11 protein-coding genes are annotated in these 13,751 nt (G+C 72.7%); 5 read left to right on the top strand and 6 right to left on the bottom strand.

The features are described 5' to 3' along the window. Positions 1-15: 15 nt before the first annotated feature. From raiA to mtnA, 6 genes are all read right to left on the bottom strand, one after another. Positions 16-741 (bottom strand): ribosome-associated translation inhibitor RaiA, encoded by a 726-nt coding sequence (gene raiA, locus ABZ659_RS28890; protein WP_360225529.1) that lies wholly within the window; start codon positions 739-741, stop codon positions 16-18. Between the two features lie 289 nt (positions 742-1,030). Beyond that, positions 1,031-1,930 carry a ComF family protein gene (locus tag ABZ659_RS28885; RefSeq protein ID WP_360225457.1) on the bottom strand — a complete coding sequence of 300 codons (900 nt, stop codon included), beginning with the start codon at positions 1,928-1,930 and terminating at the stop codon, positions 1,031-1,033. 102 nt (positions 1,931-2,032) lie between these two features. Continuing rightward, complete coding sequence (locus ABZ659_RS28880) at positions 2,033-3,892, bottom strand: LpqB family beta-propeller domain-containing protein (protein WP_360225455.1); 1,860 nt, start codon at positions 3,890-3,892, stop codon at positions 2,033-2,035. A gap of 20 nt (positions 3,893-3,912) precedes the next feature. After that, positions 3,913-6,015: an MtrAB system histidine kinase MtrB gene (gene mtrB, locus ABZ659_RS28875; RefSeq protein WP_360225453.1), complete on the bottom strand. Its 2,103-nt coding sequence runs from the start codon at positions 6,013-6,015 to the stop codon at positions 3,913-3,915. Position 6,016: 1 nt separating this feature from the next. Continuing rightward, complete coding sequence (gene mtrA / locus ABZ659_RS28870) at positions 6,017-6,706, bottom strand: two-component system response regulator MtrA (protein WP_187283109.1); 690 nt, start codon at positions 6,704-6,706, stop codon at positions 6,017-6,019. A 4-nt stretch (positions 6,707-6,710) separates the two neighbouring features. Beyond that, on the bottom strand, positions 6,711-7,853 hold the full coding sequence (gene mtnA / locus ABZ659_RS28865) for an S-methyl-5-thioribose-1-phosphate isomerase (protein ID WP_360225451.1): 1,143 nt from the start codon (positions 7,851-7,853) through the stop codon (positions 6,711-6,713). A 140-nt stretch (positions 7,854-7,993) separates the two neighbouring features. On the opposite strand from mtnA, the gene ABZ659_RS28860 reads away from it, so the two are divergent. From ABZ659_RS28860 to ABZ659_RS28840, 5 genes are read left to right on the top strand one after another with little or no spacing between them, the layout of a single operon-like run. Next, positions 7,994-9,361 (top strand): glycerophosphoryl diester phosphodiesterase membrane domain-containing protein, encoded by a 1,368-nt coding sequence (locus ABZ659_RS28860; RefSeq protein WP_360225449.1) that lies wholly within the window; start codon positions 7,994-7,996, stop codon positions 9,359-9,361. A 4-nt stretch (positions 9,362-9,365) separates the two neighbouring features. After that, positions 9,366-10,124, top strand: a complete 759-nt coding sequence (locus ABZ659_RS28855; RefSeq protein WP_360225447.1) for a DUF4129 domain-containing protein — start codon at positions 9,366-9,368, stop codon at positions 10,122-10,124. Continuing rightward, the gene (locus tag ABZ659_RS28850; protein ID WP_360225445.1) at positions 10,121-11,323 is read left to right on the top strand and encodes a DUF4350 domain-containing protein; all 1,203 of its coding nucleotides are present in this window, start codon (positions 10,121-10,123) and stop codon (positions 11,321-11,323) included. Before ABZ659_RS28855 ends, ABZ659_RS28850 begins: the two co-directional genes overlap by 4 nt. Further along, complete coding sequence (locus ABZ659_RS28845) at positions 11,323-12,312, top strand: MoxR family ATPase (RefSeq protein ID WP_360225527.1); 990 nt, start codon at positions 11,323-11,325, stop codon at positions 12,310-12,312. The genes ABZ659_RS28850 and ABZ659_RS28845 overlap by 1 nt, the downstream gene beginning before the upstream one ends. Continuing rightward, positions 12,312-13,622 (top strand): DUF58 domain-containing protein, encoded by a 1,311-nt coding sequence (locus ABZ659_RS28840; RefSeq protein WP_360225443.1) that lies wholly within the window; start codon positions 12,312-12,314, stop codon positions 13,620-13,622. Before ABZ659_RS28845 ends, ABZ659_RS28840 begins: the two co-directional genes overlap by 1 nt. Positions 13,623-13,751 lie beyond the last annotated feature (129 nt).

The raw sequence follows: 13,751 nt of genomic DNA, 5'->3' as shown, positions 1-13,751 counted from the left end.
TGTCACCCGGCGAGGTCAGCCGCCAAGCGCACCGCCCGGGGACGGCGGCTGGCCCTGGGCCACCATCGGGTCGGTGTTGAGGTGGATGACGCCGTAGTCGTACGCGTGCCGCCGGTAGACGACACTGGGTTCCTTGGTCTCGGAGTCGACGAACAGATAGAAGTCGTGCCCCACCAGCTCCATCTCGTAGAGAGCCTGGTCCAGGGTCATGGGGGCGGCGACGTGGGTCTTCTCGCGGACGACGAGGGGGCCTTCGCCCTTGACCTCCAGCGAGCCGATCCTCTTGGTCGGCACCGCGTCCGGCTCTTCCTCGCGGACGGCGGCGCCGTTGCCGTTCAGCGTGGCCACGCCCGGGACGTGGTCCGCGACCTCGGCTGCCGTCAGCCGGCCCGCGCCTCGGCGCGTGTACCGCTTGTCGTGCTGCTTGCGCAGCCGGGCCTCCAGTTTGTCCGCCGCCAGGTCGAGCGCCGCGTACGGATCGCTGGCCGATGCCTCCGCCCGGATGACCGGACCACGGGAGCGGAGCGTGATCTCCACCCGGTCGGAACGGTCCGCCTGTCGGGGGTTGGGCTCCTTGGACACCTCGACGTCGAGGCTAATCACCTTGCCATCGAGCTTCTGGATCTTGTCCAGCTTCAGCTTCTCGGCCACGTGCTTGCGGAACCGCTCGGGCACCTCGGTCTTGCGGCCCTTGACGACGATGTCCACGCAGAACTCCGTTCCCGGATCGCTCCGCTCCAGTGGCGGAGCATCTCCCTTGTGCACCAGGTCCCGGTGGGCCCCGGGACCTCGGACTTGGTGACGTCCACCTCCTCCCCCGCGGGCGAGATCTCCGCCCCACCGGCCCGGGCAATTACGGAAACCCGTGGCACGGCATTCGGATAAGTGAGGTGTGGCCTGCGCCTTTCCCTCACAACCGAACATATCTCGCTCGGCCGGATGTCGTCACCCTCTACTGCCACATACCTCCGTTCCGGTGAATTGACCCTCTCATTACCTGCAACGACGCAGGTCAGCGGTCAGTTCCGGTTTATGGGAAAGCGGCGGGCGTCGCCGCGACCACCGCCGCGCACACCACGTCGACCAGGCCGTCCGGCCCCGCCCTTCGCTTCCTGGCAGCACATGCCTCAGTCCTTTCCCGGGAGGGAGCCGTGTACACGGCCGTCACTCGCGCGCCTTCCTCGGGGGGTCCCCCTCCCTCCCCCTCCCCACCCACCCCCGTCCCCACCCCCACCCGCACAGCCCGCGCCCCCTCCGCCAGCGAAGCCCCGGTCGTCATCAGGTCATCGACCAGCACCACGGCCCTCCCCCGCAGCAGCCCCGCCCCACCGGGCGCCACGGTCAACGCGCCCGCGAGGTTCTCCAGACGCTGCCGCGAGTCCAGTCCCGCCTGGTCGGCCACGGCCCGCCGCTGCCGCAGCGCCGCGAGCACCCGCGCCGACGTCCCGGTCCGCCGCAGTTCCCCCGCCGCGGCCAGCGCGATCCGCCGTACGGGGTCATGCCCCCGCGCCCGAACGGCCGCCCGCGCCGACGGCACGGGCACGAGCAGCACCTCGCCGCCAACGGCGCCCTGACCGCCGTACGCCGCACCACCCCGCTCTCCCCGGTCGCCCTGCTCCGCCCGGTCCCTCCACGCCCTCACAAGCCCCGCCCGCACGGCGCCCGCCAAAGCCACGCCCAGTGGCCGGGCGAGTGCCAGCGCGCCCCGCTCCTTGTGGGCCAGCAACACCGCACGCACCTCGTCCGAGTACCCCGCCGCCGCGTACACCACCGGCAACCCGGGCGGCTCCGGCTCGGGCCGCACCCGGCGCGGCTCGACTCCGCTCAGGGCCGCACGGCACTCCGGGCAGAGCAGCGTGCGCGGCCGTCCACAGCCTCCGCAGTCGTCCGGCAGCACCAGGTCGGTGAGGTCCCGCCACAACCCCCGCATGGCGACCACTCTGCCAACGTCCGTCTCGTCCGGCCACCCCTGTGGATAACCCTTGTGGATAACTCGTCGACCAGGGCGGGAAGGAGAAAACGCCCCCGGACGTCACCCGGGATAAACCGGCGCCGCCCCTTCCTTGACCACCTTCTGCCACTGTGTCCCGGACTCCATCCGCACGATCCCGTCCTCCGACGAGAACGCCACCAGCGGCAGCCGCTCGTCCTCGGACGCGGCGATCTCCCGCACGCCGGTCAGGGCGTCGGGCGCGGGCCCTTCCGGGACGGAGCCGTCGACCTGGACGTAGCGCATCTGCTGCACGCCGTCCTCCTCGCGGCCGACGACGACGAGGCGGCTGTCACCGGCCCACGACATGGCGGTGACCTCGGACAGTTCGGGGGTCGCGGAGCGCAGTTCCCGGATCCACACCGCCCGCTGCTCTCCGACCCGCTCCCACTCGATCCGCCCGACGAGGAGTGACTGCTCGTCGTCCTTCTCGACGACGAGGGCGATCCGCACCCCGTCGGCGGCCACCCGCAGGGACTTGATACGGCCGTCGAGGCTGGGAGTGCGCACCTGGAGCGGCTCGCCCTTGCCGTCGCGCAGCATCAGCAGCCGCGGGTTGCCGGGGTCGCGGTCGGCGACCCACAGGTTGCCGTGCGCGTCCCAGCTGGGCGCCGTGAGCCGGTCGGCCTCGGTCTTGCCCGCACTGAGCAGCACGGGGTCGCCGAGGGAGCCGCCGGAGGCGAGTGAGCCGACGTAGAGGGCCTTGCCGTCGAGTCCGACCCCGGCGGCGGTGTGTTCGTCCCGCGCGACCGCGGCCGACCGCAGGGAGGCGACGCCTTCGCCGAGCGCGCCCGGTACGGCCTCGGGGCTGGTGGTGCTGGTGGTGCTGGTGGCCCCGCTGTCGGCGGGGATGCGGACGAGCCGGTGCTTGCCGTCGAGGAAGTACAGGTAGTCGGCGTGCCGTGCCGAGCCGACGGCCGCGACGGCGGAGGCGCGGTCCTCGCGCAGCTCGCACAGTTTCCGGTCGCCCGCGCGGAGCTCGACCTCGTCCACCGCGGGGGTGAGGTTCTGCAGGGTGAACAGCAGTTGGGCGGCCATCTCGTTGCACTTGGCGGAGCCGACCCGCGCGGCCTTGCCGTTGAGCGGCACGGTCAGCCGGTTCTGCTCGTCGGGGGTCAGGACGGCCCCCTTCGGCAGCGCCGTGCCGGTCGGGAAACTCGACCTGACGACGTCACCGAGCCAGTTGGTGGGCCCGTTGAGCAGCGAGTGCACGACGTGGGTCATGGGGGCCACGCGGCGGCGCACGTACACGGGGTCGGCGACGGCGGCCGGCTGTGCGCCGGTCCCGGCCTCCGGGTCGGCGGCGTTGGAGGCGAAGTAGTACTTGTTGACGGACATGTAGTTGCGCTGGAAGTCCGACTCACCGATGACGATGCCCTGCGGCAGTCCGTCGATGCGCCACTGCTCGCTCTTCTTCTCCCGGATGAGGCGCACCTGTCGGCTGTACTGCCCGTCGGCGGGCGCGTACGACTGCTGCGCGTCCACCAGGGCGATCTTGGTGCCGGTGAGGGTGAAGGAGTAGTCGTCGTCGTCCTCGACGTCGCCGGTGAGGTCGGTCGCGGTGTCGGGTCCGTTGGCGAGCACGGTGGTGGACAGTTCGGGGCGCCAGTTGCGCGCGGCGTTGTCGGTCAGGTACTGGCGTGCCGTCTCGTACTGCGGGTCGTCGCTGGTCAGGGCCTCCAGGAAGCCCTGCATGATCTCGGAGGGCTCGGCGTCCTCCCGGGGCGGCATCGCGAAGACGCGCACCTGGGTGTCCTGCCGCGGGGTGGACTCCACGTCCCGCAGGTCCCCGTGGTCCGGCATGGAGGCGCACCCCGCCAGCAGGACGACACCGCAGGCGGCGTACGCCAGCGCTCGCCCCGGTGCCCGCCGGGCGGCGCCTCCCGCGCGCTCAGTGCCCACGAACAGCCTCTCCTCCGCGGTCAGCGCCCACGAAATGCCTCCCCTTGTCCCCGGGGCTGCTCCGCCCCGGTGTCGGCTCCCCCGGCGTCCGGGCGGTCCAGAGCGGTCCCGTGCGGGGGCTGTACGGTCCCGTGCGGGGGCTGTACGGCGGCGGGGCGGGCCACCACGCGCGCGCCGCTGCCGGGCAGCGCGGTCGGGTCGGCCGCCGGGGTGACGGACCCGAGTCGGGCCGCGGCTATCGGGTCGCGGGGCGGGACCTGTCCGCTGCCGGTGGCCTGGGCGGGGACGGTCGCGGTCTTCTGTCCGTCGCGCGCGGTAGCGCCGTCAGCAAGTCCTCCGCTGGGTCCCCGGTTGGGCCCTCGACTGCCGCGGGAGTCCTTGGGTTCCAGCGGTATGGGTGAGCCCCGCAGCGGCTCGTCCGCGGTCCGCGGCAGAGTCAGCCGGAACTGTGAGCCGCCGCCCGGCTCGCCCCACGCCTGGAGCCAGCCGCCGTGCAGCCGCGCGTCCTCCAGGGCGATGGACAGGCCGAGGCCGGTTCCGCCGGTGGTACGCGCGCGTGCCGGGTCGGCCCGCCAGAAGCGGCTGAAGACGCGGGTGGCCTCGCCGGGCTTGAGCCCGACGCCGTAGTCGCGTACGGCGACGGCGACGGCGCCGCCCGCGGAGGCGAGCTTGACGACGACGTCGCGCCCTTCGCCGTGCTCGACGGCGTTGACGACGAGGTTGCGCAGGACGCGTTCCACGCGCCGGGCGTCGGCCTCCGCGACGACGGGCTGCTGGTCGCCCAGCACCCGTATCCGGGTGCCCTTGCGTTCGGCGAGCGGTTCGGCGCCGCTGACGACCCGCCGTACGACCTCCCTGAGGTCTATCGGCTCGGCCTCCAGTGCCGCCGCGCCCGCGTCGAAGCGGCTGATCTCCAGCAGGTCCGACAGCAGCGACTCGAACCGGTCCAGCTGGTCGGCGAGCAGTTCCGCCGACCGCGAGGTGACCGGGTCGAAGTCCTCGCGCGCCTCGTGGATGACGTCCGCGGCCATCCGTACGGTCGTCAGCGGTGTCCGCAGCTCGTGCGAGACGTCCGACACGAACCGCCGCTGCATCCGTGACAGGTCCTCCAGTTGCTGGATCTTCAGCTGGAGGTTCTGCGCCATCTTGTTGAACGCTTCGCCGAGCCGTGCGATGTCGTCCTCGCCGGTGACCTTCATACGTTCCTGGAGGCGCCCGGCGGACAGTCGCTCGGCGATGCCCGCGGCCATCCTCACCGGCGTGACGACCTGCCGTACCACCAGCCAGGCGATCGCCCCGAGCAGGACGACGACGAACAGTCCGGCGGTCGCCAGGGTGCCCTTGACCAGGCTCAGCGACTTCTCCTCCTGGGTGAGCGGGAAGAGGTAGTACAGCTCGTAGGGGTCGCCGTTGGGGTCCTCGACCTGTTTGCCGATGACGAGGGCGGGCTGGGAGGGCTTGTCGCCGTCGAGGTAGACGATGCGGGTGTAGCTCTGCGCGGCGACGGAGCCGCTGTTGACGCGGGCGCGCAGGTCGGCGGGCACGCTCTTGTGGTCGACGCCGCCGGAGGCGCGCGGTCCGCGTCCGCCGCCGCTGTCGTCGCCGGTGGGCAGGGTGACCACGTCGAAGGCACCCTGGCCGCCGCTGGAGAGCGAGGAGACGAGGTCGCTCATCCACTGGATGACGTTCTGGGAGGACTGGCCGTCCACCGGGACCGGTTTCTCCCCGGCCGCGCCGCCCGCCTCGTCGGCTCGCTGCTTGGCCACGGCGAACCCGCCGGTGGCCTGGCTCTGCGACGCCTTGACCTTGGCGTCGAGCAGCCCGTTGCGTACCTGTCCGATGACGACGAAGCCGAGCAGCAGGACGACGCCGAGCGACATCAGCAGGGTGGTGGCGACGACCTTGAGCTGGATGTTGCGGCGCCACAGCCGCATGACGGGCAGCAGGGGTCGGCGCACCCAGCGTATGAGCAGCCGCAGGACGGGACTGCCCTGTACGCCGCCCTGCAGCAGTCCGCCCTCCAGGAGGCTTCGCCAGCGGGAGCCTGGCCGGTCCGGGCCGACAGGCCGCCCCGCGCGGGCCCCGGACCGGCCGGGCGCCGAAGCGGCACTGTCACCGGACATGTCAGCTCGGCCCCGCCTTGTACCCGACACCACGGACGGTCACCACGATCTCCGGCCGCTCGGGGTCCTTCTCGACCTTGGAGCGCAACCGTTGCACGTGCACGTTGACCAGCCGGGTGTCCGCCGCGTGCCGGTAGCCCCAGACCTGCTCCAGGAGCACCTCCCGGGTGAACACCTGCCACGGCTTGCGCGCGAGCGCCACCAGCAGGTCGAACTCCAGCGGCGTCAGCGCGATGGACTGCCCGTCCCGCTTCACGGAGTGCCCGGCCACGTCGATGACCAGGTCACCGATGGCGAGCTGCTCGGGTGCCGGTTCCTCGGACCTGCGCAGCCTGGCCCGGATCCGGGCCACCAGCTCCTTCGGCTTGAACGGCTTCACGATGTAGTCGTCGGCCCCGGACTCCAGGCCCACCACCACGTCGACGGTGTCGCTCTTGGCCGTGAGCATCACGATCGGAACCCCGGACTCCGCCCTGATCAGACGGCACACCTCGATCCCGTCACGCCCCGGCAGCATCAGGTCCAGCAGCACAAGGTCCGGTTTGGCCTCGCGAAAAGCGGCCAGCGCCTTGTCGCCGTCGGCTACGAAAGACGGCTCAAAACCCTCACCACGCAGCACAATGCCGAGCATCTCGGCCAGTGCGGTGTCGTCGTCGACGACAAGGACTCGTCCCTTCATAAACGACATCATCCCATTAGCTAATCGTTACCTGGCGTGACCTGGCACACAGCTCGGCGAGTGCCTCGCCCGTCACGGGTGAGACGACGCCCTCCTCGGTGACGATCGCCGTCACCAGTTCGGGCGGTGTCACGTCGAACGCCGGGTTGTACGCCTGGGTCCCCAGGGGTGCCACCGGTATCCCGCCTCCCGCTCCGGCCACCGGCACCTGAGGTGCTGTGATCTCGGTCACTTCGAATCCGGGGCGCTGTTCCACCTCGATGGACGCCCCGTCCAGCGTGTCCGCGTCCACCGTCGTGGCGGGCGCCACCACGATGAACGGCACGTGGTGGTACCGGGCGAGCACCGCGAGCGGATAGCTCCCCACCTTGTTCGCCACCGAGCCGTCGGCCGCGATCCGGTCGGCACCGACCAGCACCGCGTCCACCTCCCCGGCCGCGAACAGCGAACCCGCCGCGTTGTCGGTGAGCAAGGTGTACGCCATGTCGTTGCGCGCCGCCTCGTACGCCGTCAGGCGAGCACCTTGCAGCAAAGGACGCGTTTCGTCCACCCACAGCCGCCGTAGCTCCCCCCGCCGGTGCGCCGCGAGCGCCACCGCGAAGGCCGTGCCCTCCCCGCCCGACACCAGCGCCCCGGTGTTGCAGTGCGTGAGGATCCGGTACCCGCCGCCGGGCAGCAGCTCCTCCAGCAGGGCCAGCCCGTGCGCCGCCATCCTGGCGCTGGCCTCGGCGTCCTCGCGGTGCAGCTGCCGCGCCGCCGCCAGCGCCGCCGCGGCGGCCCGCTCGGCGTCCTCGCCCCGCGCGAGCGCGGCGTGGTGGGCGGCCTGGGCCCTGCGCACCCCCACGGAGAGGTTGACCGCGGTGGGCCGGGCACCCGCCAGCGCCGCCGCCGCGTCGTCCACGTCGAAGCCGCGGACGGCGGCGAGCGCGACACCGTAGGCGCCCGCGATGCCGAGCACCGGCGCCCCGCGCACGGCGAGCGAACGGATCGCCTCCACCAGCGCGGGCGCGTCCGTACAGACCAGCTCGACCTCCTCGGCCGGCAGCCGCGTCTGGTCCAACAGGACCAGAACAGGGCCTTCAGGTGGTTCTTCCCAACGGAGTACCGGTATTCCGGTCGGCCGCTTGTCCTCGCCGGATTGCGCCTGCTGATCAGCCATGCCGTCAGTCTGCCCGCTAACCGGCGGACAATTGAAGGTGCACAGCCCCTACCTCGGCCGGTCACTCCCCGACCACCCCATGGCACGATGTTGGCCAACCTGCCGCCGCACCCGCGGACGGGCACCGTGAAGGAGCGACGATGAACGACACTCCGGGCTGGGCCTCGCCCGGATCCGCCCCGTCGGACGGCCAGCAACCGGGCACCCCCGGCTCCAGCGGCCCGGCCGACCGCCCCGACGACGCGCCGCCGCCCGCGGCGCCCACGGAGCAGCCGGGCACGGACCCACAGGGCCCCGGTTCGAAGTGGTCCAAGGAGCAGCCGCCCCCCGCGCAGTGGTCCGCCCCTACAGGCCCGCAGGGCCCCGCCCAGGCGCCCCCGCCACCGCCCCCCGGCCCCGGCTGGGGCAGCCAGCCCCCCGGCGGCCACAGCGGCGGCCAGGGCGGCTGGGGCACCCCGGGCGGACACGGCGGCCCGGGCGGCGGATACGGCGGGGCCTGGGGCGCCGGCTGGGGCGGCCCCCCGCCCGCCGCCAAGCCCGGCGTGATCCCGCTGCGCCCCCTCGGCGTCGGCGAGATCCTCGACGGCGCCGTCTCCACCATGCGCACCTACTGGCGCACGGTGCTCGGCATCTCGCTGACCGTCGCCGTCCTCACCGAGGTCATCGCCATCCTCGTCCAGGGCTTCTTCCTGAACGACTACGCCGACACCTCGGCCCTCGACGACCCCAGCGCCACCTTCGACGAACTCGCCAGCGCCATGGGCAGCGCCCTGCTCGGCTCCGGCGTCGTCTTCGTGATCTCGCTCATCGGCACCGTCATCGCCACCGCCCTGCTCACCACCGTCACCAGCCGCGCCGTCCTCGGCCGCCCGGTGACCACCGGCGAGGCATGGCGCGACGCCCGCCCCCAGGTGCTGAAACTCTTCGGCCTGCTCATCCTGCTGCTGCTCATCGCCATCGGGATCACCGTCGTCGGCGCGCTGCCCGGCCTGCTGATCACCCTCCTGGGCGACGGCACCGCGGGCGCCGTGCTCATCGTCCTGGGCAGCCTCAGCGGCGGCGTCGTCGCCCTGTGGCTGATGATCCGCTTCTCCCTGGCCTCGCCCGCGCTCATGCTGGAGAAGCAGGGCATCAAGAAGGCGATGGCCCGCTCCACGAAGCTGGTCCGCGGCTCCTGGTGGCGGGTCTTCGGCATCCAGCTGCTCGCCGCGATCATCGCGAACATCGTCGCGGCGATCGTCGTCATCCCCTTCACCTTCCTGGCCGCCGCCCTCAGCGGCGACGGCGTCGGCAGCTTCCTCAACGGCACCGGCGACTTCGGCTGGACGTTCCTCGTCGTCAGCGGCATCGGCTCGGTGATCGGCTCCATGATCACCCTCCCGATCACGGCCGGCGTCACCGTCCTGCTCTACATCGACCAGCGCATCCGCCGCGAGGCCCTCGACCTCGAACTGTCCCGCGCCGCAGGCGTCCAGTACCCCGCCCCCGGCACCACCCCCGGGAGCTGATGCGGTGATCCTCGCCGGGGGAGTCCTCACAGCACTACCGGCAGCCCTGCCGCACACCGCACACCAGGCCGTACGGTCCCTGCTGGCCGCCGACGACGAGCCACCGCTGACGATCCCCCGCGACCCCGCGCGGGACGCGGCCCGCCGTGAGCTGTCCAAGCGGATGTACCACGAGGACGACCCCGGCCTGTTCCAGCGCGCCCTCGACGCCTTCTGGGGCTGGCTCGACGATCTCCTCAGCAGCGCGGCCTCCGTGACACCCGGCGGCACCGTCGGCCTGGTCGTCATCGCCCTGGCCGTCCTCGCGGTGCTCGGCGCCCTGTGGTGGCGCCTGGGCACCCCGCACCGCGAACCCGCCACCTCCACCACCCTGTTCGACGACCGCCCCCGCAGCGCCGCCGACCACCGCGCCACCGCCGAGGCACACGCCGCCCAACGCCACTGGAACCAGGCCCTCCAGGAACGCGTCCGCGCCGTCGTCCGCGCCCTCGAAGAACGCGCCCTCCTCGACCCCCGTCCCGGCCGCACCGCCGACGAGGCAGCCGCCGAAGCGGGCCGCGCCCTGCCCGACCACGCCGACCGGCTCCGCGCCGCCGCCCGCGACTTCGACGACGTCACATACGGCGGCCGCTCCGCCACCGAAGAGTCGTACCACCGCGCCACCACACTCGACCGCGACCTGGACCGCGCCAAACCACGGCTCACCACCAGCGCCCACAGCACGGACAGCACGGCCGACACCCGCAGGGGAGCCGCCGGATGACCACCGAGGCCACGAGCCCGCCCGCCTCGGCCTCCCCCACCGCCCGCCAGGTGTGGTCCCGCACGCGAGGCATCCTGCTCGCCGCCGTCCTCCTCCTCGTCGGCGCCACCGTGATCGCCGTCATCCGCTCCGACGCCAGACACGGCACCCTCGACCCGCGCTCGGCCGACCCCCAGGGCAGCCGCGCCGTCGCCGAACTCCTCGCCGACCGCGGCGTGTCCACCCGCGTCGTCACCACCCTGGCCGAGGCCCGCACCGTCGCCGCCCCCGACACCACCCTCCTGGTCGCCCTCCCCGACCTGCTGACACACCGTCAACAGGAGCTGCTGCACTCCTCCGTCGCCGGATCCGGCGCCCGCACCATCCTCATCGCCCCCGGCAGCCCCTCCGTCGGACGCCTCGCCCCCGGCACCACGACCGACCCCGCCACCAGCCTCGAATCGGCCCTCGACCCCGACTGCCCGCTGCCCGCCGCCCAGCGCGCGGGCACCGCCGACACCGGCGGAATGCGCTACCTCACCCCCCACCCCGACGCCGTCCGCTGCTACCCCAGCGACCGCCTCGCCACCCTCGTCCAGATCCCCGACCAGTCCGGCGACGGCGACACCATCGTCCTCGGCGCGCCCGACATCCTCTACAACGACCACCTCGACGAGCAGGGCAACGCCTCCCTCGCCCTCCAACTCCTCGGCTCCCGCCCCCATCTGGTCTGGTACCTCCCCTCACTCTCCGACGCCTCCGCCACCCCCGACGACGGCGACAGCAGCTTCTTCGACCTGCTCCCCTCCGGCTGGCTTTGGGGCACCCTGCAACTCTTCGTCGCCGCCGCCCTCGCCGCCCTCTGGCGGGCACGCCGACTCGGTCCCCTGGTACCCGAAAGACTCCCCGTCGCGATCCGCGCCTCCGAGACCGTCGAAGGCCGCGCCCGCCTCTACCACAAGGCGAACGCCCGTGACCGCGCCGCCGCCGCTCTCCGCTCCACCACCCGCACCCGCCTCGCCCCCCTCGTAGGCGTCCCCGTCCCCCAGGCGCACACACCCGAGGCCCTGCTCCCCGCCCTCTCCACCCACCTCCGCGGCAACGGCGACGGGCAGTACCTGCACACCCTCCTCTTCGGCCCGCCGCCCAGCGACGACACGGCCCTGATCGCCCTCACCGACCAACTCGACGCCCTCGAAAGAGAGGTACGCCGTCCATGATGGACCCGACCACTGACAACGCCGGGCAGCCCGGCGACCCGGGCGACGCCCGAGCCGCTCTGGAAGCCCTGCGCGCCGAGATCGCCAAGGCCGTGGTCGGCCAGGACCCCGCCGTCACCGGCCTCGTCGTCGCCCTCCTGTGCCGCGGCCACGTCCTCCTCGAAGGCGTCCCCGGCGTCGCCAAGACCCTCCTCGTCCGCGCCCTCGCCGCCGCCCTCGACATCGACACCAAGCGCGTCCAGTTCACCCCCGACCTGATGCCGAGCGACGTCACCGGCTCCCTCGTCTACGACACCCGCACCGCCGAGTTCTCCTTCCAGCCCGGCCCGGTCTTCACCAACCTCCTCCTCGCGGATGAGATCAACCGCACCCCTCCGAAGACCCAGTCGTCCCTCCTCGAAGCCATGGAGGAACGCCAGGTCACCGTCGACGGCACCCCCCGCCCCCTCCCCGACCCGTTCCTGGTCGCGGCCACCCAGAACCCGGTCGAATACGAGGGCACCTACCCCCTCCCCGAAGCCCAGCTCGACCGCTTCCTGCTCAAACTCACCATCCCCCTCCCCTCCCGCCAGGACGAGATCAACGTCCTCACCCGCCACGCCGAGGGCTTCAACCCCCGCGACCTGCACGCCGCGGGCGTACGCCCCGTAGCGGGCCCCGCGATCCTGGAAACGGCCCGCGCGGCGGTCGCCAAGACGACCGTCTCCCCCGAGATCACGGCCTACGTCGTCGACATCTGCCGCGCCACCCGCGAATCGCCGTCCCTCACCCTCGGCGTCTCCCCCCGCGGCGCCACCGCCCTCCTGGCGACCTCCCGCGCGTGGGCCTGGCTCACCGGCCGCGACTACGTCACACCCGACGACGTCAAGGCCCTCGCCCTGCCCACCCTCCGCCACCGCGTACAACTCCGCCCCGAAGCGGAGATGGAGGGCGTGACAGCCGACTCGGTCATCAACGCCGTCCTCGCCCACGTCCCGGTCCCCCGCTGATGGCCCTCACCGGACGTGCCGCACTCCTCGCGGCCCTCGGCTCCCTCCCCGTCGGCCTCTGGGACCCCAGCTGGACGGGCATCCTCACCGTCAACGCCCCCCTGGCCCTCGCCTGCGCCTGCGACTTCGCGCTCGCCGCCCCGGTACGACGCCTGCGCCTGACCCGCTCCGGTGACACGTCGGTCCGCCTGGGCGACCCCGCGGACGTCACCCTCACCCTGGCCAACCCGTCCCGCCGCCCCCTGCGCGCCCACCTCCGCGACGCCTGGCCCCCCAGCAGTTGGCAGCCCGGCACGGAGGTACCAGCCTCCCGCCACCGCGTCACCGTCCCCGCGGGCGAACGCCGCCGCGTCACCACCCGCCTACGCCCCACCCGCCGCGGCGACCGCCACGCCGACCGCGTCACGATCCGCTCCTACGGCCCCCTGGGCCTGCTGACCCGCCAGGGCACCCACCGCGTCCCCTGGACGGTCCGCGTCCTGCCACCCTTCACCAGCCGCAAACACCTCCCCTCCAAGCTCGCCCGCCTCCGCGAACTCGACGGCCGCACCAGCGTCCTCCAACGCGGCGAGGGCACCGAGTTCGACAGCCTCCGCGAATACGTCCCCGGCGACGACACCCGCTCCATCGACTGGCGCGCCACCGCCCGCCAGACAGCCGTCGCCGTGCGCACCTGGCGCCCCGAACGCGACCGCCACATCCTCCTGGTCCTCGACACCGGCCGCACCTCCGCGGGTCGCGTGGGCGACATCCCCCGCCTCGACGCCTCCATGGACGCCGCCCTCCTCCTCGCCGCCCTGGCCTCCCGCGCGGGCGACCGCGTCGACCTCCTCGCCTACGACCGTCAAGCCCGCGCCCTGGTCCAGGGCCGCACCGCAGGCGACGTCCTGCCTTCCCTGGTCAACGCCATGGCGACACTCGAACCCGAACTCGTCGAAACGGACGCCCGCGGCCTCACCGCCACAGCCCTCCGTACGGCCCCCCGCCGCTCCCTGATCGTCCTCCTCACCACCCTCGACGCGGCCCCGGTCGAAGAAGGCCTCCTCCCCGTCCTGACGAAGCTCACCCAACAACACACGGTCCTCCTGGCCTCTGTAGCCGACCCCCACGTCGCCCAGATGGCCAAGTCCCGAGGAACGACAGAGGCCGTCTACGAGGCCGCAGCCGCCGCCCAGGCCCAATCCGAGCGCCACCGCACCGCAGACCAACTCCGCCGCCACGGCGTCACCGTCGTCGACGCAACACCGGACGACCTGGCTCCAGCACTGGCCGACGCCTACCTGACCCTCAAGACATCGGGACGCCTGTAATCACGGCGGGGCTCTTCCCCTTGCAAGAAGGGCTCCGGAAACGCAGAAAGCCCCGCATCCGAAGATGCGGGGCTTCCCCAAAAATTGTTCGGCGGCGTCCTACTCTCCCACAGGGTCCCCCCTGCAGTA

The sequence above is a fragment of the Streptomyces sp. NPDC006997 genome (genome assembly GCF_040635175.1).
GTDB lineage: Bacteria > Actinomycetota > Actinomycetes > Streptomycetales > Streptomycetaceae > Streptomyces.
The sequence above is the reverse complement of the archived record's forward strand: the minus strand, read 5'-3'. Positions and strand labels throughout refer to the sequence as shown.

What these genes read in the sequence shown, in the direction of transcription:
- ABZ659_RS28885 (WP_360225457.1), bottom strand. Translation starts at nt 1,930, where the DNA reads ATGCGGGGGTTGTGGCGGGACCTCACCGACCTGGTGCTGCCGGACGAC.
- mtrB (WP_360225453.1), bottom strand. Translation starts at nt 6,015, where the DNA reads ATGTCCGGTGACAGTGCCGCTTCGGCGCCCGGCCGGTCCGGGGCCCGC.
- mtrA (WP_187283109.1), bottom strand. Translation starts at nt 6,706, where the DNA reads ATGATGTCGTTTATGAAGGGACGAGTCCTTGTCGTCGACGACGACACC.
- mtnA (WP_360225451.1), bottom strand. Translation starts at nt 7,853, where the DNA reads ATGGCTGATCAGCAGGCGCAATCCGGCGAGGACAAGCGGCCGACCGGA.
- ABZ659_RS28860 (WP_360225449.1), top strand. Translation starts at nt 7,994, where the DNA reads ATGAACGACACTCCGGGCTGGGCCTCGCCCGGATCCGCCCCGTCGGAC.
- ABZ659_RS28850 (WP_360225445.1), top strand. Translation starts at nt 10,121, where the DNA reads ATGACCACCGAGGCCACGAGCCCGCCCGCCTCGGCCTCCCCCACCGCC.
- ABZ659_RS28845 (WP_360225527.1), top strand. Translation starts at nt 11,323, where the DNA reads ATGGACCCGACCACTGACAACGCCGGGCAGCCCGGCGACCCGGGCGAC.
- ABZ659_RS28840 (WP_360225443.1), top strand. Translation starts at nt 12,312, where the DNA reads ATGGCCCTCACCGGACGTGCCGCACTCCTCGCGGCCCTCGGCTCCCTC.